This window comes from Allobosea sp. P1_B10 (genome assembly GCF_056406735.1).
The window spans coordinates 425,266-443,161 of the sequence record NZ_JBFTZP010000004.1 but is presented as its reverse complement, the minus strand read 5'-3'; the positions used below and the strand labels follow the sequence as shown (position 1 = coordinate 443,161).

The window sequence follows — 17,896 nt, the reverse complement described above, 5'->3', positions numbered from 1 at the left end:
CACAAGGGCCACCGCACAGGACGGCCGCGCGACTTGCGTGGCCTCAGGATGGCTGAATTTAGTGAGTGCCGCCACCAATTCCAGTGGGCTTCGCCCAAAGTCGATTGCAGGCCGTCTCGTCCCGACCGGCGCGCAGCGCTGCGCGCATACAAAAAAACCGCCCGGGGTGCGGGCGGTTCTTTAAATCTTCGTCACGCCTGAGGCGCGCCCAGGATCACTTGATCTTGGTTTCCTTGAACTCGACGTGCTTGCGCGCGACGGGGTCGTACTTCTTCTTCGACATCTTCTCGGTCATCGTACGCGAGTTTTTCTTCGTCACGTAGAAGAAGCCGGTGTCGGCGGTCGAGAGCAGCTTGATTTTGATGGTCACGGCCTTGGCCATGGGATTATTCCTCGAGCCTTGCGGGCGGGTAAGGCCCTCATAAAAGAAAAATGGCCGGGCGGACCCGGCAAACCGTCGGGTGGGGGAATGCCGCAACGGGCCGGCGAAGTCAAGAAAGAATGGAACAGTCCAGATCGGTTTCCGCTGCGGAGGGCGAGATAGCCCACCACGCGGCAGGGGATGGTGCGCTCACAGCTCCTCGCGCACGAAGCTGCCGTTCTTTTCCCAGAAGAAGGGCACCGGGAGATAAGGCGCGAAGCCACGGGCGATGCGATCCTCGACCTCCCGCAGAATCACCTGAGTGATCGTCGGCAGGTCGAGCGCCTGCGCCTCCTTGAAGCTGACCCAGACCAGTTCGACAAGCTCCGAGTCAGGTCCCGTGACGCCTTCGACCTTTCCGGCCAGCGTGTTGTAGTCGAGCGTGAAGAAGCGCGTGTCGAAGCGCTTGGGGCGGCGCGGCGGGGTGATGGCACGCGCCACGAAGGTCACGGCGCCGAGATCGGGGAAGATGCCGTGGCCCGCGAAGTCGCTCCAGCTGCCGGGCGGCACCCGCTCGGGCGTGCCGAGGTCGCTCGCCCCGAAAAGCAGGCCTGTCTCCTCGAAGGTCTCGCGCAAGGCCGCCAGTGCCAGGGCGCGTGCCTTCTGGCTGCTGGGGCGAACCGAGCGCTTCATCAGGCGGTCCTCGCAGATCTGCGCCAGGGCTCCCGTGGCGGACATGCGCCGGTCGCCGGGGTCGACCCGGCCGCCTGGGAAGACGAACTTCCCGGGCATGAACTTGTGGCCTTCATGGCGCTTGCCCATCAGCACGCGCGGCGTCTTGGCCGAGCGGTCGATGATGAGCACGGTGGCTGCATCCTTGGGACGGATATTGGTCGCGACGCGGACGCGCTCGGCCTTCGTCAGGATGACGGCGTTGTCGTTCATCGTTTCACCGTGGGCGTGGGCGTGGGCTGTCGTTCTGGCTGGTCGGGTTCACCACCGAAGCCGTGCATGCGCAAGGCCCATTGCAGGCCGACGACACCGCCCTTGACCGGCTGCATCAGCAGCAGGGAGAGCACGACGGTCAGCGCGGGCCAGATCGCCATATGCAAGGTCATCGACCAGTCGGCGTATTTCTCTGCCAGCAGTAGGCCACCCACGATGATGTGGCCGACGATGGTGATGACGATATAGGGCGGCAGGTCGTCGGCACGCTGGTGGTGCATCGCCTCGCCGCAGGCCGCGCAGGCGTCGACGGGCTTGAGGAATCCGCGAAAGAGCTTGCCTTGGCCGCAACGCGGGCAGCGGCCCATCAGGCCACGGCCGACAGCCTCGCGCCAATTGCGCTCGGCGGGGCGCCCTACGGCATGATTGAACTCGACCGACATCACCGCTTCTTGCCGCCCTTCTTGCCGCCCGTCCTGCTCTTGGACTTGCCGCCCGGCTTGACGAAGGTCGACTTCGCCCGGCCACGCCCTGGAAGTGGGGGGCGTCCGGGGCGGAAGCCAGAGCGGCCCGGTGTCACACGTCGCCCCTCGGACAGGAGTTCGAAGCGCAGCGCGCCGGCGACGGGTGCGGCCTCGACCAGCTTGACATGGACACGGTCGCCCAGCCGCCAGCTTTCGCCGCTGCGCTCGCCAATCATCGCGTGCGCGGCCTCGTCGTAGCGATAGTAGTCGGCACCCAGCGTCGAGGCCGGGATGAAGCCGTCCGCCCCTGTGCCGTCGAGCTTGACGAACAGGCCCGCCTTGTTGACGCCACCGATGCGCCCGTCGAAGGACGCCCCGATCTGGTCGGCGAGGAAATGCGCGATCAGCCGGTCGGTGGTCTCGCGCTCTGCGGCCATGGCGCGGCGCTCAGCCGCGGAGATCCGGGTCGAGACCTCGCGCAGTTCGGCCAGCGTCGTCGACTTCGGCAGGCCGTCATCGCCGAGCTTCAGGGCGGTGATCAGCGCGCGATGCACGATCAAATCGGCATAGCGCCGGATCGGCGAGGTGAAGTGCGCGTAGCGGCGCAGGTTCAGGCCGAAATGGCCGTAATTCTCCGCGACATACTCGGCCTGGGCCTGGGTGCGCAGCACGACCTCGTTCAGGAAGAGCTCGTTCTCCGAACCCTTGATCATCGCCAGGATGCGGTTGAACAGCACCGGCCGCAGCGTGCCCTCACGCGGCAGCTTAATGCCGATCGAAGCCAGGACCTCGCCAAGCGAGCGCATCTTCTCGAGCGAGGGCTCGTCGTGGCAGCGATAGATCAAGACGCTGCCGGCCTTCTCCAACGTCTCGGCGGCCGCGACGTTGGCGAGGATCATGAACTCCTCGATCAGCTTATGCGCGGCCAGGCGCTCGGGCACGATCACGCGGTCGACCGCGCCGTCGGGCTTGAGGACCAGCTTGCGCTCGGGCAGGTCGAGATCGAGCGGCTGGCGAGCATCGCGGGCCCGCGACGCGATGCCATAGGCCGCCCAGAGCGGCATCAAGATTGAATCGCGGATCGGGCTGGTGGTGTCGTCGGGCTGGCCGTCGATTGCGGCCTGAGCCTGCTGGTAGGAGAGCTTCGCCGCCGAGCGCATCAGGATGCGGTGGAACGAATGGCCCTTCTTCGAGCCGTCCGACTTGAGCACCAGCCGCACCGCAAGCGCCGGGCGATCCTCGCCGCCACGCAGCGAGCACAGGTCGTTCGAGATCCGCTCGGGCAGCATCGGCACGACGCGGTCGGGGAAATACACCGAATTGCCGCGCTCCAGCGCCTCGCGATCGAGCGCCGAGCCCGGCCGCACATAGGCCGCGACATCAGCGATGGCGACGGTGACGACATAGCCGCCGGGATTGTCCGGGTCCGCGTCAGGCGCAGCATGGACCGCGTCGTCATGGTCCTTCGCGTCTGCCGGATCGATCGTGATCAGCGGCAGTTCGCGCCAGTCCTCGCGGCCCTGCGTGCCGGCGGGGCGCACGGAATCAGCCTCTGCAATCGTCGCCGGCTGGAAGACATTGGGAATGCCGTGGGCGTGGATCGCAATCAGGCTGACGGCGCGCTCGGACTTGATCGAGCCCAGCCGCTCGCGCACATGCGCCTCGGGCGGGCCGAAGCGGGTCTCATTGCGCAGGGCGACGGAGACGAGGTCGCCATCCTGCGCCTCGGCGGTGCGGCCCTTGGGGATCAGCGCCTCGCGGCCTTGCGACTTCTTGTCGATCGGGATCAGGCGGCCGGAACCATCGGGCAGGGCACGGAAAATCCCGAGCACCTGCGCCTTGCCCTTGCCCATCAGCTTGAGCACGCGTCCGGAATAGGTGAAGCCGTCGACGCCTTTCAGGCGAGTCAGCTTGAGCAGGACGTGGTCGCCGACACCCGGCGCCGAGGAAGAGGCGTGGCGCTTGGCGCGGAACTCGCGCGGCCGCTCGATCAGGATGCGCGGTGCCACGCCCTGATCTGCCTCGTTCCATTCCAGCGGGGCGGCGAACAGGTCGCCGTCGCGATCCTTGCCCTTGATCTCGCTGAGCAGAACCGGAGGCAGGGCGCCGTGGGGATGGACCGGGCGCTCCTTGCCGTCGCCGCTGATCTCGCCCTCTTCGGCAAGCTCCTTCAGCAGGCGCTTGAGCCAGATCTTGCCGCCGCTATCCAGCCCGAAGGCGCGCGCGATCTCGCGACGGCCGACCTCCCGGCCTGCCACGCGTTCGGATTCGATGAAGTCGAGGATCGCCTCGCGGCTCGGCTCAGGCGCGGACGATGACACGATAGCGGCTCTTCACTTGATGGTCTGGCGATTGAAACACCGCCCTTATGTGGCATGCGAGCCGGCCCGGCGCCAGAACCGCGACTGCAGGAACGGTCTGCGCAGACGCCGCTGGTCCGAAAGGCGAGGCGAAATGCAAGAAGGGCCGCCCTTGCGGGCAGCCCTTCCATTGTCGAACCGCGGCCCGGCGAACCGGACCTAAAGGCGCGAAAACTCACGCGGAATAGAACCCCCACTGGGAAAGAGTCCAGGTCCGCCCGCTTTGCTCCAGCGGTTGATGACAATGAGACACTGGATCACCTCCTTTCAGTTGTTACCGACAAGATGGAGGCTATGGCGATTCTGCCGGTGACGTAAATGTCAAAAAATATGCTGCGCTGCACGAAAGAAATGCCAGTGCCGCCGGCCGATGGCCCTCCCACACCGCTGGCGCCTAATTAGACAGCAGTCGTTTTGGCTAATTAATGGGCATCGGCGCGTTGCGTGCAGTATCTTTGCGTGCGTCGCGCGCTTTCGTGCAGGAAATGCGGCAGCGGCGCGCCTGACGACAGACATTTGCGGGGTCGTATCGGTGGTCCGGTACGTTGGCACGTGGCTTGCCAGATAGCTCGACAGGCCAGAAGGCGCCGTCGGCGTTCGCTTCGGAGCCGCCACAACAAAGATCCTTCGGGGGACATCCGTGAACAATACTCGTCGCGTATTTTTGGGCGCTGCCCTGGCTGGCGCCACCTTCCTCGGCTCGTTCCTCCCGGCAGCGGCGCAGGAGACCATCAAGGTCGGCATCCTGCACTCCCTCTCCGGCACGATGGCGATCTCCGAGACGACGTTGAAGGACGTCATGCTGATGCTCATCGAGGAGCAGAACAAGAAGGGCGGCGTGCTCGGCAAGAAGCTCGAGGCCGTCGTCGTCGATCCCGCTTCGAACTGGCCGCTCTTCGCCGAAAAGGCGCGCGAACTCATCGCCAAGGACAAGGTCTCGGCCGTGTTCGGCTGCTGGACCTCGGTCTCGCGCAAGTCGGTCCTGCCGGTGTTCAAGGAGCTGAACTCGATCCTGTTCTACCCCGTCCAGTACGAGGGCGAGGAGAGCGAGCGCAACGTGTTCTACACCGGCGCCGCGCCGAACCAGCAGGCGATCCCCGCCGTCGACTACCTCGCCAAGGAAGAGAAGGTGCAGCGCTGGGTGCTGGCCGGCACCGACTATGTCTACCCGCGCACGACCAACAAGATCCTCGAAGCCTATCTGCTCGCCAAGGGCGTGGCCAAGGAGGATATCATGATCAACTACACGCCGTTCGGGCATTCCGACTGGCAGACGATCGTCTCCGACATCAAGAAGTTCGGCTCGGCCGGCAAGAAGACCGCCGTGGTCTCGACCATCAATGGCGATGCCAACGTGCCGTTCTACAAGGAACTCGGCAACCAGGGGATCAAGGCGACCGACATTCCGGTCGTGGCGTTCTCGGTCGGCGAGGAAGAGCTCGCCGGCATCGACACCAAGCCGCTGCTCGGCCATCTCGCTGCCTGGAATTACTTCCAGTCGGTCAAGACGCCCGAGAACGAGGCCTTCATCAAGCAGTGGAAGGCCTACAAGAAGAACGATAAGGCCGTCACCAACGACCCGATGGAAGCCCATGTCATCGGCTTCGCCATGTGGGTGAAGGCTGTCGAGAAGGCCGGGAGCTTCGACCCGGACAAGGTGATCGACGCGCTGCCGGGCATCGAGGCCGCCAACCTGACCGGGGGTATCTCCAAGATGCTGCCGAACCACCACATCACCAAGCCCGTGCTGATCGGCGAGATCAAGGCCGACGGCCAGTTCGACGTGGTTTCCAAGACCGGCCTCGTCGCCGGCGACGCCTGGTCGAAGGAGCTCGACGGCTCCAAGGACCTGGTCGGCGACTGGGTCGAGAAAAAGTGCGGCAACTTCAACACCAAGACCGGCAAGTGTGGCGGCGCCTGACCAGCTGCGGCGCTTGAGGATTTGAGGGGGGAGGGGCGGCACGCGCGGATAAGCCCGGTCGCCCCTCGTAATTCGCCTGAACAGGCATCCAGCTACCAGAAACAGGCGCGGGGAACCCTCTCCCGGAGGGAGAGGGCAGGGTGAGGGGTCGGCCGGCCGATATCTGGCCGCGACCTCACAGCTGCAAACCTGCGCCCGTCGGGTCGAATGGCCCACACCTCACCCCTGCCCCTCTCCTTACAGGAGAGGGGTTCCCCGCGGCCTGCCGCCGATGATGAGCTCATGCTTTTAGTGACCCGCCTTCTGCGCGCGCTCCTTCTCCTGATGCCGCTGGTGCTCGCTCCGGGCGCCGTGCGCGCCCAAGGCGCAGACGAGGCCTTCACCCGGCTCGGCGCCGATAGTTTCTCCGACACCAACCGCGCCATCGAGATCCTGATTTCGGGCGCCCATCCGCAAGCCGCCGTGATCATCGAGGCGTTGGCCGAGGGCCGGCTGCTGGCCGGTGCCGGCGCGGTCGTGGTCAAGGCCAGCGACGGCAAGCTTCTCGATGCAAGAACCGGTGCCGCGCTCGCCTCCGAGCCGCCCGGCCTGAGCGCGGTGCGGCTGAACAACGGCGTGCGCCGCAACATCCAGGCGGCGCTCGGCGGGCTCGGCCTGCTCAATCCCGATGTCGGGAAACGCATCGCAGCGGCAGAGGCTGTATTCAAGTCGCGCGACGTCAGCGTGCTGCCGGTGCTCGAGACCGCCATCGGTAAGGAGACCGACGCCAGGGCGAAGGCCGCGCTGCGCCAGGCCCAGGCCGCGATCCTGATCGCCAAGAGCGACGCGCCGCCGTTCGACCGGCTCGCCGCCATCGACGTGCTGCGCGAACGCGGCGACCAGGATGCGCTGGCGACACTGCGCTCGCTCCCGGGCAACGCCGTTCCCGCGCTTCAGGAAGCGCAGGCGCGCGCCATGACCGAGATCGAGGGCAAGCTCGCGCTGTGGCGCACGGCCCAGAACCTCTGGTACGGGCTTTCGCTGGGCTCCGTGCTGCTGCTGGCTGCCATCGGGCTGGCGATCACCTTCGGCGTGATGGGCGTGATCAACATGGCCCATGGCGAGATGGTGATGCTGGGCGCCTACACCACCTTCATCGTCCAGGAGGTGATCCGCGCCCGCTTTCCAGGCCTGTTCGACTATTCGCTGGCGATCGCCCTGCCGCTGGCCTTCCTTGTCGCCGGGCTGGTCGGCATCGCCATCGAGCGCGGCGTGATCCGCTTCCTCTACGGCCGGCCGCTGGAGACGCTGCTGGCGACCTGGGGCATCAGCCTGATCCTGCAGCAGGCGGTGCGGACCGCCTTCGGTCCGACCAATCGCGAGGTCGGCGCGCCGAATTTCATGTCGGGCGCCGTCGATATCGGCGGGCTCGCCATCACCTGGAACCGCCTCTGGATTATCGTTTTTGCCGCATTGGTCTTCTGCGCGCTGCTGGCGATCCTGAAGCTGACGCCGATTGGCTTGCAGATGCGCGCGGTCACGCAGAACCGGCGCATGGCCTCGGCGATGGGCATCCGCACGGGGCGCGTCGACGCGCTGACCTTCGGGCTCGGCTCGGGCGTGGCGGGGCTTGCGGGCGTGGCGCTCTCGCAGATCGACAATGTCAGCCCCAATCTCGGCCAGAGCTACATCATCGATAGCTTCATGGTCGTGGTCTTCGGCGGCGTCGGCAATCTCTGGGGCACGCTGATCTCAGCCATGACGCTGGGCGTCGCCAACAAGCTGCTCGAACCCTATGCCGGCGCGGTGCTCGGCAAGATCGCGCTGCTCGTCTTCATCATCCTGTTCATCCAGAAGCGCCCGCGCGGCCTGTTCGCGCTCAAGGGCAGGGCGGTGGAAGCATGATCACCCGCTTCCTCATCGATGGCATGGACAAGCGCGGCCTGTGGTTCCTGGGACTGATCGCGGCAATTGCGGTGCTGGTGCCGCTGTCCAACCTGCTGCTCCCTGTCGGCTCGGTGCTGCATGTGCCGACCTCGACCATGTCGCTGTGGGGCAAATATCTCTGCTACGCGCTGCTGGCGATCTCGCTCGACCTCGTCTGGGGCTATTGCGGCATTCTCTCGCTCGGCCATGGCGCCTTCTTCGCGCTCGGCGGCTACGCCATGGGCATGTATCTGATGCGCCAGATCGGCTCGCGCGGCACCTATGGCAACCCGATCCTGCCCGATTTCATGGTGTTCCTGAACTGGCAGGAGCTGCCCTGGTACTGGTACGGCTTCTCGTCGTTCCCCTTCGCCATGCTGATGGTCCTAGCTGTTCCGGGGCTGCTCGCCTTCGTGTTCGGCTGGTTCGCCTTCCGCTCCCGCGTCACGGGTGTCTATCTCTCGATCATCACCCAGGCGCTGACCTACGCGCTGCTGCTCGCCTTTTTCCGCAACGATATGGGCTTTGGCGGCAATAACGGCCTGACCGATTTCAAGGACATCATTGGCTTCAACGTCCAGGCGCAGACGACGCGGGCCGCATTGTTCGCGATGACGTGCGTCATGCTGATCGCCGGTTTCCTGATCGCGCGCGGCATCGTCTCGTCAAAACTCGGCAAGGTCGTGATCGCAATCCGCGATGCGGAATCGCGCACCCGCTTCCTCGGCTACCGGGTCGACCGCTTCAAGCTCTTCGTCTTCACCGTCTCGGCCTGCATGGCGGGCGTGGCGGGCGCGCTCTATGTCCCGCAGGTCGGCATCATCAATCCCAGCGAATTCGCTCCCGCCAATTCGATCGAGACCGTGATCTGGGTCGCGGTCGGCGGGCGCGGCACGCTGGTCGGCGCAGCGCTGGGTGCCGTCGTGGTCAACTACGCCAAGACGGTCTTCACCTCCGGCTTCATGGCGCCGTACTGGCTGTTTGCGCTCGGCGCGCTCTTCGTCTTCGTCACCATATTCATGCCCAAGGGCATCCTGGGCACGGCGCAGCAGTTCAGGGACAGGCGCAGCAAGCCTGAGCCTGTCGCTTCCGTTGCACCGGCCCCGGCGGAGTGAGGCCATGAACGCTCCAACCCCCGGCGCCCTGACCTCCTCGCTGCTCTATCTCGACGGCGTCAGCGTCTCCTTCGACGGCTTCAAGGCGATCCGCGGCCTGTCGCTGGTGATCGCGCCCGGCGAGATGCGCGCCATCATCGGGCCCAACGGCGCCGGCAAGACCACGATGATGGACATCATCACCGGCAAGACGAAACCCGATGTCGGCACGGTGATGTTCGGCGGCTCCATCGACCTGACAAAGCTCGACGAGGCGGCCATCGCCAATCTCGGCATCGGGCGAAAATTCCAGAAGCCGACGGTGTTCGATTTCCACACCATCGAGGACAACATCCTGCTGGCGCTGAAGGCGCAGCGCACGGTCTCCCGGACGCTGTTCTGGAAAACGGCCGCCGCCAACCAGAAGCGCATCGACGACATCCTGGGGATCATCAAGCTCGGCGATGCCCGCCACCGGCTCGCCGGCTCGCTCTCGCATGGCCAGAAGCAGTGGCTCGAGATCGGCATGCTCCTGGCCCAGGACCCGAAACTGCTGCTGGTCGACGAGCCCGCCGCCGGTATGACCGATGGCGAGACGGCGCAGACCGCCGTGCTGCTGAAGGAGATCGCGCGCGACCATTCGGTGATCGTGGTCGAGCACGACATGGGTTTCATCCGCGAACTCGGCGTGAAGGTCACGGTGCTGCATGAGGGCTCGGTGCTGGCCGAAGGCCCGCTCGACCAGGTCAGCGCCAATGAGCGCGTCATCGAGGTGTATCTGGGACGATGAAGATGGTGTGCACCGGCTACCCCGTCATTGCGAGCGCAGCGAAGCAATTCAGGAGGGCTCGCCCGGCGGCTGCTGGATTGCTTCGTCGCTCCGCTCCTCGCAATGACGGACCGGTTGAGGCCGCATCATGCTGAACGTCGAGGCCATCGATCTCCACTACGGCGCGGCGCAGGCGCTGCGGCGCGTGTCGGTGACGGCCGAACTCGGTAAGGTGACCTGCGTCATGGGCCGCAACGGCGTCGGCAAGACCACGCTGATGCGCGCCATCGTCGGGCAGCAGCCGATCAGCGGCGGCAAGATCACCTTTGGCGGCGAGGACATCTCCACGTTGCGCACCGAGGACCGGGCGCGGGCCGGCATCGGCTTCGTGCCGCAAGGCCGCGAGGTGTTCCCGCTGCTGACGGTCAAGGAAAACCTCGAGACGGGTTACGCGCCGCTGGCGCGAAAGGACCGCTTCATTCCCAATGACCTGTTCGACCTATTCCCCGTGCTCAAGTCTATGCTGGGCCGACGCGGCGGAGACCTCTCGGGTGGCCAGCAACAGCAACTCGCTATTGCGCGGGCGCTGGTCACCCGACCCAAATTGCTGGTTCTCGACGAGCCGACAGAGGGCATCCAGCCCTCGATCATCAAGGATATCGGCCGCGCCATCGACTACCTCCGGCAGCGCGGCGACATGGCGATCGTGCTGGTCGAGCAGTATTTCGACTTCGCGCGCGATCTCGCCGACACGATGTTCGTGATGGATCGCGGCGAGGTCGTGCTGTCGGGACCGATGGCGGAGCTCGACGGCGCGCAGGTTCAGAGATTGATTCAGGTCTGACGGCCAACACCCTGAACTGGAATCGATAACCGGGGCGTGCGCCTTCGTCATGGTCGGGCTTGTCCCGACCATCCACGTCTTCGTCCCACTGGTCGAAATGCGGTGGCCAAGGCGTGGATGCTCGCCACAAGGGCGAGCACGACAGGCTTGGTTCTGCCGCTTCCCCCCGTCCTCAAAACTCCAGCGGCGCGTTGTCGATGACCTCCTTCATTACGAAGAACGTGCGCGTCTGGCGCACGCCCGGCAGCTTCAGCAGCTTTTCCGCATGCAGCTTGTTGAAGTCGGCGAGGTCGCGCACGCGGATCTTCAGGACATAGTCGAAGTCGCCGGCGACGACATGGCAGTCGAGCACCACCGGCAGGTCCCTGGCGGCCTCCTCGAAAGCGCCAAAGCTGTCGGGCGTCGAGCGGTCGAGCACGACGCCGACGATCGCCAGCGTGCCGCGCCCGACCTTGTGCGGATCGATCTGCGCCCTGACCCCCGTGACATAGCCCTCGGCGAAAAGCCTCTGGATCCGGCGATGGCAGGTCGCGGCGCTGGTGTTGACCCGCTTGGCGATCTCCGCATTGCCCATGCGCCCGTCGGATTGCAGCAGGCGCAGGATTTTGAGGTCTGTGCGGTCCAGTTCTGCCGTCATGAAAGGATCTTCCGAAACCAAAAGGCTTTTTGTCGCTGTAGCCTATCAAAACTCAATGTGACTGAAAGGCATACAAAAATACAAGCCCGATTTCGGGAGCACCTTTCAAAGGTGTTTTGCTAGCTTTTGCAGGTCAATCCACGAGGGGAACCCGCAATGCTTGCCAAGTTCGAACGCTATCCGCTGACTTTCGGCCCGTCTCCGATCGAGAAGCTGTCGCGGCTCTCTGCCCATCTCGGTGGCGCGGTCGAGATCTTTGCCAAGCGCGAGGATTGCAATTCCGGGCTCGCCTTCGGCGGCAACAAGCTGAGGAAGCTCGAATATATCGTGCCGGACGCGATCGCGAGCGGGGCCGATACGCTGGTCTCGATCGGCGGCGTTCAGTCCAATCACACCCGGATGGTCGCGGCTACAGCCGCCAAGATCGGGATGAAGTGCCGGCTGATCCAGGAAAGCTGGGTGCCGCATGAGGATGCGGTCTATGACCGCGTCGGCAATATCCTGCTGTCACGGGTCATGGGCGCCGAGGTCCAACTTGTCGACGAAGGTTTCGACATCGGCATCCGCGCCAGCTGGGAGAACGCGCTGGAGGATGTGAAGGCCAAGGGCGGCAAGCCCTACGCCATTCCCGCCGGCGCCTCCGTCCACAAGTTCGGCGGCCTCGGCTATGTCGCCTTCGCGGAGGAAGTTCGCGCGCAGGAGGCCGAGCTCGGCTTCACATTCGATTTCATCGTGGTCTGCACGGTCACGGGCTCGACCCATGCCGGCATGGTCGTCGGCTTCGCAAGGGATGGCCGACAGCGCAATGTCATCGGTATCGACGCCTCCTTCACGCCCGCGCAGACGAAAGCCCAGGTCCTCGACATCGCGCAGAAAACCTCGGCGCTCGTCGGCGGAAAGGACATCACGGCCGACGATATCGTCCTGAACGAGGACTATGCCTATCCCGTCTATGGCGTGCCCTCGAAGGAGACCATCGAGGCGATCCGGCTGTCGGCGCGTCTCGAAGGCATGATGACCGACCCCGTCTATGAGGGGAAATCGATGCAGGGCATGATCGACCTCGTCAGGAAGGGCTACTTTCCGGCGGGCTCGAAGGTTCTCTACGCCCATCTCGGCGGCGTGCCGGCGATCAACGGCTACAGCTACACCTTCCGGAACGGTTGACGGCGATGGCGGTCGTCGTCCTCGTCGAATTCCCCGCGGCGGCGCCGGGGCTGCGCGAAAACCTGCTCGGGAGACTGGCGCCGCTGACCCTGCGCGGCACGGTCAGGCTGAGCTTTGTCGCGACCGAGCGGGTGGGGGCCGACGCGCCCGCCCGGGAGATGCTGGCGCTCGGTTTTGGCGACGCGGAAGCGGCCGGAGCGCTTGTCACGGCCTGGTGCGCTGCCCCCGAAATCCCTGCATCGGTGACGTTGCGGCTGATGCAGATCGAGCCGGTCTGGTCGATCGAGCCACTCGCTTTGATGTTCCCGTGAGGTGCTGATCGACTTGCTCAATGGCATCGGGCGGGGCATGAACGCACGCTTCCCGACACCACATGAGACGGTCGGGGTCATCGGAGCTCGAGTGATAATGCAGCTTGGAATGATCGGCCTGGGCCGGATGGGTGGCAATATCGTGCGGCGGCTGATGAAGGCCGGGCATGATTGCGTGGTGTATGATCGCGATCCGAAACCCGGCGAAGCGCTCGCCCAGGACGGCGCGGTGGTGGCGTCGGATCTCAAGGACATGGTCGCGAAACTGCAGGCCCCGCGCGCCATCTGGGTCATGCTTCCGGCCGGAAAAATCACCGAGGCTACGCTCGCCGAACTCGCCGGACTGGTCTCGCCCGGCGACACGCTGATCGACGGCGGCAACGCCTTCTGGAAGGACGATGTCCGGCGCGGCAAGGAACTCGCGGCCAAGGGCATCCACTACATGGATGTCGGCACCTCGGGTGGCGTCCACGGCCTGGACCGCGGCTACTGCCTGATGGTCGGCGGCGACAGGGAAGCCTTCGACCGCCTCGAGCCGATCTTCAGGACGCTGGCGCCCGGCAAGGGGGACATCGAGCCGACCCGCAACCGCGAGGGCCGCAACCCCCGCAGCGAGGAGGGCTATCTGCATTGCGGCCCGGTCGGCGCCGGCCACTTCGTCAAGATGGTCCATAACGGCATCGAATACGGCATGATGCAGGCCTTCGCGGAGGGGTTCGACCTGCTCCGCAACGCCTCGGCCAAGGAAGGCCTCCCGGCGGAATACGGCTTCGACTTCGACGTAGCCGAGATCTCGGAAGTCTGGCGGCGCGGCTCGGTGGTGACCTCCTGGCTGCTCGACCTCACGGCCGATGCGCTCGCCGCCGACGAGGAACTCTCCGCCTATACCGGCAACGTTTCCGATTCCGGCGAAGGGCGCTGGACCGTCGATGCGGCGGTCGAGACGGCGACACCCGCTGAAGTCCTGACCTCGGCTCTATTTGCCCGCTTCCGCTCGCGCACCGACCATACCTTCGGCGAGAAGGTGCTGTCGGCGATGCGCGCCGGCTTCGGCGGCCATGTCGAGCCCAAGAAGTCCTGATCGCGATGTCTGATAATTCGGTACCAAGCGGCCCGGCCGTCATCGTCCTCATGGGCGTCGCGAGTTCGGGCAAGACCTCGCTGGGCGAGCGTCTGGCCGAGCATCTCGGCTGGCCGTTTCGCGATGCCGACGCGTTCCATCCGCCCGAGAACGTCGCGAAGATGTCGAGCGGCACACCCCTCAACGACGAGGATCGCAAGCCCTGGCTCGCTGCGATCGCTGCCTGGATCGACGAGCTTCGCGCCGCCGGTCAGCACGGCATCGTCACCTGCTCTGCGCTGAAGAAAGCCTATCGGCGTGTCATCGTGGGTGATCGCCCGGATGTTGCGCTGGTCTATCTCAAGGGCTCGCGCGAGCTGATCGGCGCGCGCATGGCGCAGCGCCAGCACCATTTCATGCCGACCGCGCTGCTCGACAGCCAGTTCGCCACGCTTGAGGAGCCCGGCGCAGACGAGCGCGTGCTGGTCGTGCCGGTGGAGATGTCGAAGGACGAGATCGAGCGCACGGTGCTGGCAAAGCTAGGTCTCGGCTGAAGGGCGGCTCTGCCCGCCGTCATTGCGAGCGAAGCGAAGCAATCCAGAAGGGCTCGCTCGACGGCTCCTGGATTGCTTCGCTTCGCTCGCAATGACGAGAACTGTGGGCGGCGGCTAAGTCACCTCGAACCAGGTCCAGAGGCCGTGGTCGAATCGCTCCAGAACTGTCGACGAGACCAGCCAGCGGCCTGAATTGTCGGCGATGAAGGCGATGTGGAGCTTTCGTCCCTCTGGAATCTGCACCGTGTCGAGGAAATAGGGCTCCCAGCCGTCATCGAGCGGATGGAGAAGGCGGAAGGCATGGCCGTGGACATGCAGCGGCTGGATGAACGCAGTCAGGTTCTCGATGGCGAGCACCACGGGCGCGCCACGCTTGACGCTGAACAGCGGCTTTGAATCGGCAGCGCCGATCGCGCCATTGATGCGCCAGGGTTTTGCGAGGTCCACACCGGCAAGGTCGAGCTTGAACTCGGGCGTGATGGTCGCGCCGCCCGAGATCACGATCTCGGCGCGCCTGGCATCCTGCAGGCGCACCGCGGCGGGCAGTGTCGGATTGGGTTTGAGCGCGGCCGGCGCCGTCGAGGCCGGCTTCCTGGCGCCCTCAGTCACCAGACGCACGAGCGGCACGCCAGCGCCGATCAGCGCGGTCACGCTGGCGGTGGCGCCTGCCTCCTCGGGCATGTCGACCACGAGGTCGTAGCGCGTGCCCGGCGCGAAGGGCAGTTGCGCCCGGACCGGCTCGAAGGTGTCGGTCGGCTGGCCATCGACCGCTACGACATGAGCCTTCACGCCATCGAAGCGCAGCCGCGTGATGCGGGCGTTGCAGGCGTTGGCGAGGCGCAAACGGACGCGCGCGCCAGGCGCTACTGCGACGCGCTGGGGCGGCGGGCCGCCATTCACCGTCAACCAGCTGCCGAGCCTGCCGGCCGCGGCGGCTTCGGGCGAGGCCGCGACGAACGGTTGCACGACATGGTCGTTGCCGAGCAGCCAGTCGGTGACGAGGACTGGCAGATCGAGATCGACGACGAGCGGCTCGGCCTCCTCGACGACGAGAATGCCCGCCAGCCCCCGGCCTGAGGGCTCCGAGGACCCGCCGATCACGAGCGGCCGGTACAGGACTGTGCCGGAATCAGTCGGCTTCAACCGGTATTCGAAGCTGGCGCCCGGTGCGACGACCGGCTGGCTGAATCCGCCGACGCCGTCCATTGCGGATTCGCCGCGCAGGCCCTGCCAGTGCAGCGAGAGCGGAAGCGTCGTCCGGTTCTCCAGCTTGAGATGCAGCGTATCGCCCTGCCTGATTCGCAGGGCCGGGCCCGGCGTCTTGCCGTCACAGGCCCAGATTTCGGTCTCGGGCGCAGGAGAGGGGCGCAGCCGTGCCTTGCCGGGTGCTGCGACGAGCGAGCGGGCGGCGGATTCGGCGCCGCGTGCCTCCGGCGCCTTGGCGGTCACGGTGCCGGTTTGCGCAGGCGCCGGGCCGGTCAGGGCCAGCGCGGCCGCGGCGCCGAGGCCTGCCAGCGCCGTGCGGCGCGTCGGGGCTTCGGTCTGGGAGGCTGGGCTGGTGGCGAGGCGCTTGATCATGAGGACGGGCATAATCGCTGCTGTCGCGTCTGGCGAGAGGCGCTTGCGCGGCCCATGCTCCCCTGCGATTTCCGGCGTGTCATGGCGAGCTTCGCAGAAACGTCGCATTTTTTTGCTGCATGGGCCGTTCGAAATGCGTATAGCACCGCGTCCCAATGATGCCGGCGCAGCGCAACCGCGCGCGGCGCAGCGGGTCGGCGGGCGTGGCGGAATTGGTAGACGCACTGGTTTTAGGTACCAGCGGCGAAAGTCGTGGGGGTTCGAGTCCCTCCGCCCGCACCACGCAAGCGGCGAGAACGCATCACGGCAGCTTTTGTCGATGTGTCTATCGTCCGCTGAAGACATGGATTTTCGCGAGCGCGATGACGGCAGACCCGGCATCGCGCTTTGGATATTTGAAGTAACGAGCTGTTGGCGGATCAGAAAATGAACGTGACCGAAACCCTGTCCCAGGGCCTCAAGCGCGAATTTCAGGTGGTGCTGAACGCCGCCGACCTCAAGACCAGGCTCGACGACGGCCTCAATGGTCTGCAGGGCAAGGCCAAGATCAACGGCTTCCGCCCCGGCAAGGTCCCGGTCGCGCATCTGCGCCGGCTCTATGGCCGCTCGGTGATGGCCGATGTCGTTCAAAACGCGGTCAACGAGGCCAACCAGAAGATCGTCGCCGATCACGGCCTGAAGCTCGCCTTTGAGCCGCAGATCAAGTTCCCCGAGAACAAGGACGAGATCGAGGCCGCGATGGAGGCCAAGGGCGATCTCGCCTTCACGGTCGCGCTCGAAGTGCTGCCGAAAATCGAACTCGCCGACCTCTCGGACGTCTCGCTGACCAAGCCGGTCGCCGAGGTTCCGGACGCCGATATCGATTCCGCGCTGGAGCGCATGGCCACCCAGAACCGCACCTTCGCGGCCAAGGGCGAGAAGGCCAAGGCCGAGACGGGCGATCGCCTGACGATCTCCTTCGTCGGCACGCTCGAGGGCAAGCCCTTCGAAGGCGGCACGGGCGAGGGCATCTCGCTCGACCTCGGCGCCGGCCAGTTCATCCCGGGCTTCGAGGAGCAGCTCGAGGGCGCCAAGACCGGTGAGACCCGCACCGTCAAGGTGACGTTCCCCGAGAACTACGCAGCCCAGCATCTCGCCGGCAAGCCCGCCGAGTTCGAGGTCACCGTGACCGAGATCCAGGCTCCCGAGGCGCTCAAGATCGACGAAGAGCTCGCCAAGTCGTTCGGCATGGAATCGCTCGACAAGCTCAAGGATGCGATCCGCGAGCAGATCGGCCGCGATTTCGGCCAGCAGTCGCGCCGCAAGCTCAAGAAGGGCCTGCTCGACGCGCTTGACACCAAGTACACCTTCGAGCTGCCGCCGACCCTGGTCGAGCAGGAGTTCGCCAGTGTCTGGAGCCATGTCGAAGTCGACATGAAGGAAGCCAAGAAGTCCTTCGAGGACGAGGGCACCACCGAGGACGCCGCCAAGGCCGACTACCGCAAGATCGCCGAGCGCCGCGTGCGCCTGGGCCTCGTGCTGGCCGAAATCGGCGAGCAGGCCAAGGTCCAGATCTCGGATGACGAAGTGACGCAGGCACTGGTCGAGCGCGCTCGCCAGTTCCCGGGCCAGGAAAAGGAAGTCTGGGAGTTCTACCGCAAGAACCCGCAGGCTCTCGCCGAGATCCGCGCGCCGATCTTCGAGGAGAAGGTCGTCGACCACCTGCTGACGCAGGTTAAGGTCGAGGACCAGAGCGTGTCGCGCGAGGCGCTCTACGCCGATGACGACGCCGAGGAGACCGCTGGCGAGGCCAAGCCGAAGAAGGCTGCTGCCAAGAAGGCCAAGAAGACCGAAGCCAAGTCCGAGGACAAGGCTGACGACGCCTCTGCCTGAGGTTGCGGAAACCTTAATTCAAAACATTCGCGCCGCCTGGTTCCGGACCGGGCG

General features: G+C 65.6%; 16 protein-coding genes and 1 tRNA gene. 11 read left to right on the top strand and 6 right to left on the bottom strand.

The window, feature by feature from the left end; all coding sequences use genetic code 11:
- Positions 1 to 214: 214 nt before the first annotated feature.
- The 4 genes from rpmG to rnr form a co-directional block, all read right to left on the bottom strand.
- Positions 215 to 382, bottom strand: coding sequence for a 50S ribosomal protein L33 (gene rpmG / locus AC1D2L_RS12725; protein ID WP_038367996.1), 168 nt, complete (start codon positions 380 to 382; stop codon positions 215 to 217).
- Positions 383 to 571: 189 nt separating this feature from the next.
- Positions 572 to 1,306, bottom strand: coding sequence for an NUDIX hydrolase (locus AC1D2L_RS12720; protein ID WP_476846230.1), 735 nt, complete (start codon positions 1,304 to 1,306; stop codon positions 572 to 574).
- Positions 1,303 to 1,749 (bottom strand): DUF983 domain-containing protein, encoded by a 447-nt coding sequence (locus AC1D2L_RS12715; RefSeq protein WP_476846229.1) that lies wholly within the window; start codon positions 1,747 to 1,749, stop codon positions 1,303 to 1,305. The genes AC1D2L_RS12720 and AC1D2L_RS12715 overlap by 4 nt, the downstream gene beginning before the upstream one ends.
- Entirely contained in the window at positions 1,749 to 4,091 is a 2,343-nt protein-coding gene (rnr, locus tag AC1D2L_RS12710; RefSeq protein ID WP_476846228.1) for a ribonuclease R, read from the bottom strand. Before rnr ends, AC1D2L_RS12715 begins: the two co-directional genes overlap by 1 nt.
- 703 nt (positions 4,092 to 4,794) lie before the next feature.
- On the opposite strand from rnr, the gene urtA reads away from it, so the two are divergent.
- The 5 genes from urtA (at position 4,795) to urtE (ending at position 10,663) form a co-directional block, all read left to right on the top strand.
- A complete protein-coding gene (gene urtA, locus AC1D2L_RS12705) occupies positions 4,795 to 6,051 on the top strand; it encodes an urea ABC transporter substrate-binding protein (protein WP_476846274.1) in 1,257 nt (418 codons plus the stop codon).
- Positions 6,052 to 6,333: 282 nt separating this feature from the next.
- Positions 6,334 to 7,935, top strand: a complete 1,602-nt coding sequence (gene urtB / locus AC1D2L_RS12700; protein ID WP_476846227.1) for an urea ABC transporter permease subunit UrtB — start codon at positions 6,334 to 6,336, stop codon at positions 7,933 to 7,935.
- A 23-nt stretch (positions 7,936 to 7,958) separates the two neighbouring features.
- Positions 7,959 to 9,071, top strand: a complete 1,113-nt coding sequence (gene urtC / locus AC1D2L_RS12695) for an urea ABC transporter permease subunit UrtC (RefSeq protein WP_476846273.1) — start codon at positions 7,959 to 7,961, stop codon at positions 9,069 to 9,071.
- Between the two features lie 4 nt (positions 9,072 to 9,075).
- Complete coding sequence (urtD, locus tag AC1D2L_RS12690) at positions 9,076 to 9,840, top strand: urea ABC transporter ATP-binding protein UrtD (protein ID WP_476846226.1); 765 nt, start codon at positions 9,076 to 9,078, stop codon at positions 9,838 to 9,840.
- Positions 9,841 to 9,967: 127 nt separating this feature from the next.
- The gene (gene urtE, locus AC1D2L_RS12685; RefSeq protein WP_476846225.1) at positions 9,968 to 10,663 is read left to right on the top strand and encodes an urea ABC transporter ATP-binding subunit UrtE; all 696 of its coding nucleotides are present in this window, start codon (positions 9,968 to 9,970) and stop codon (positions 10,661 to 10,663) included.
- A 172-nt stretch (positions 10,664 to 10,835) separates the two neighbouring features.
- Here the strand turns inward: urtE and AC1D2L_RS12680 are convergent, their stop codons facing one another.
- Complete coding sequence (locus tag AC1D2L_RS12680; protein WP_476846224.1) at positions 10,836 to 11,300, bottom strand: Lrp/AsnC family transcriptional regulator; 465 nt, start codon at positions 11,298 to 11,300, stop codon at positions 10,836 to 10,838.
- A gap of 156 nt (positions 11,301 to 11,456) precedes the next feature.
- Between AC1D2L_RS12680 and AC1D2L_RS12675 the strand changes: the two genes are divergently transcribed.
- The 4 genes from AC1D2L_RS12675 (at position 11,457) to AC1D2L_RS12660 (ending at position 14,392) form a co-directional block, all read left to right on the top strand.
- Entirely contained in the window at positions 11,457 to 12,467 is a 1,011-nt protein-coding gene (locus tag AC1D2L_RS12675; protein WP_476846223.1) for a 1-aminocyclopropane-1-carboxylate deaminase, read from the top strand.
- 5 nt (positions 12,468 to 12,472) lie between these two features.
- Entirely contained in the window at positions 12,473 to 12,778 is a 306-nt protein-coding gene (locus tag AC1D2L_RS12670) for a hypothetical protein (RefSeq protein ID WP_476846222.1), read from the top strand.
- 97 nt (positions 12,779 to 12,875) lie between these two features.
- Entirely contained in the window at positions 12,876 to 13,859 is a 984-nt protein-coding gene (gene gnd / locus AC1D2L_RS12665; RefSeq protein ID WP_476846221.1) for a phosphogluconate dehydrogenase (NAD(+)-dependent, decarboxylating), read from the top strand.
- Positions 13,860 to 13,864: 5 nt separating this feature from the next.
- Positions 13,865 to 14,392, top strand: a complete 528-nt coding sequence (locus AC1D2L_RS12660) for a gluconokinase (RefSeq protein ID WP_476846220.1) — start codon at positions 13,865 to 13,867, stop codon at positions 14,390 to 14,392.
- Between the two features lie 114 nt (positions 14,393 to 14,506).
- Here the strand turns inward: AC1D2L_RS12660 and AC1D2L_RS12655 are convergent, their stop codons facing one another.
- A complete protein-coding gene (locus tag AC1D2L_RS12655) occupies positions 14,507 to 15,982 on the bottom strand; it encodes a multicopper oxidase family protein (RefSeq protein ID WP_476846219.1) in 1,476 nt (491 codons plus the stop codon).
- A gap of 185 nt (positions 15,983 to 16,167) precedes the next feature.
- On the opposite strand from AC1D2L_RS12655, the gene AC1D2L_RS12650 reads away from it, so the two are divergent.
- Together AC1D2L_RS12650 and tig are read left to right on the top strand one after the other, a co-directional pair.
- Positions 16,168 to 16,252: transfer RNA gene (locus tag AC1D2L_RS12650), tRNA-Leu, on the top strand.
- A 144-nt stretch (positions 16,253 to 16,396) separates the two neighbouring features.
- Positions 16,397 to 17,842, top strand: coding sequence for a trigger factor (tig, locus tag AC1D2L_RS12645; RefSeq protein ID WP_476846218.1), 1,446 nt, complete (start codon positions 16,397 to 16,399; stop codon positions 17,840 to 17,842).
- The last annotated feature ends 54 nt before the right edge of the window (positions 17,843 to 17,896 follow it).

What these genes read in the sequence shown, in the direction of transcription:
- rpmG (WP_038367996.1), bottom strand. Translation starts at nt 382, where the DNA reads ATGGCCAAGGCCGTGACCATCAAAATCAAGCTGCTCTCGACCGCCGAC.
- AC1D2L_RS12720 (WP_476846230.1), bottom strand. Translation starts at nt 1,306, where the DNA reads ATGAACGACAACGCCGTCATCCTGACGAAGGCCGAGCGCGTCCGCGTC.
- AC1D2L_RS12715 (WP_476846229.1), bottom strand. Translation starts at nt 1,749, where the DNA reads ATGTCGGTCGAGTTCAATCATGCCGTAGGGCGCCCCGCCGAGCGCAAT.
- urtB (WP_476846227.1), top strand. Translation starts at nt 6,334, where the DNA reads ATGCTTTTAGTGACCCGCCTTCTGCGCGCGCTCCTTCTCCTGATGCCG.
- urtC (WP_476846273.1), top strand. Translation starts at nt 7,959, where the DNA reads ATGGACAAGCGCGGCCTGTGGTTCCTGGGACTGATCGCGGCAATTGCG.
- urtD (WP_476846226.1), top strand. Translation starts at nt 9,076, where the DNA reads ATGAACGCTCCAACCCCCGGCGCCCTGACCTCCTCGCTGCTCTATCTC.
- urtE (WP_476846225.1), top strand. Translation starts at nt 9,968, where the DNA reads ATGCTGAACGTCGAGGCCATCGATCTCCACTACGGCGCGGCGCAGGCG.
- AC1D2L_RS12680 (WP_476846224.1), bottom strand. Translation starts at nt 11,300, where the DNA reads ATGACGGCAGAACTGGACCGCACAGACCTCAAAATCCTGCGCCTGCTG.
- AC1D2L_RS12675 (WP_476846223.1), top strand. Translation starts at nt 11,457, where the DNA reads ATGCTTGCCAAGTTCGAACGCTATCCGCTGACTTTCGGCCCGTCTCCG.
- AC1D2L_RS12670 (WP_476846222.1), top strand. Translation starts at nt 12,473, where the DNA reads ATGGCGGTCGTCGTCCTCGTCGAATTCCCCGCGGCGGCGCCGGGGCTG.
- gnd (WP_476846221.1), top strand. Translation starts at nt 12,876, where the DNA reads ATGCAGCTTGGAATGATCGGCCTGGGCCGGATGGGTGGCAATATCGTG.
- AC1D2L_RS12660 (WP_476846220.1), top strand. Translation starts at nt 13,865, where the DNA reads ATGTCTGATAATTCGGTACCAAGCGGCCCGGCCGTCATCGTCCTCATG.
- AC1D2L_RS12655 (WP_476846219.1), bottom strand. Translation starts at nt 15,982, where the DNA reads ATGCCCGTCCTCATGATCAAGCGCCTCGCCACCAGCCCAGCCTCCCAG.
- tig (WP_476846218.1), top strand. Translation starts at nt 16,397, where the DNA reads ATGAACGTGACCGAAACCCTGTCCCAGGGCCTCAAGCGCGAATTTCAG.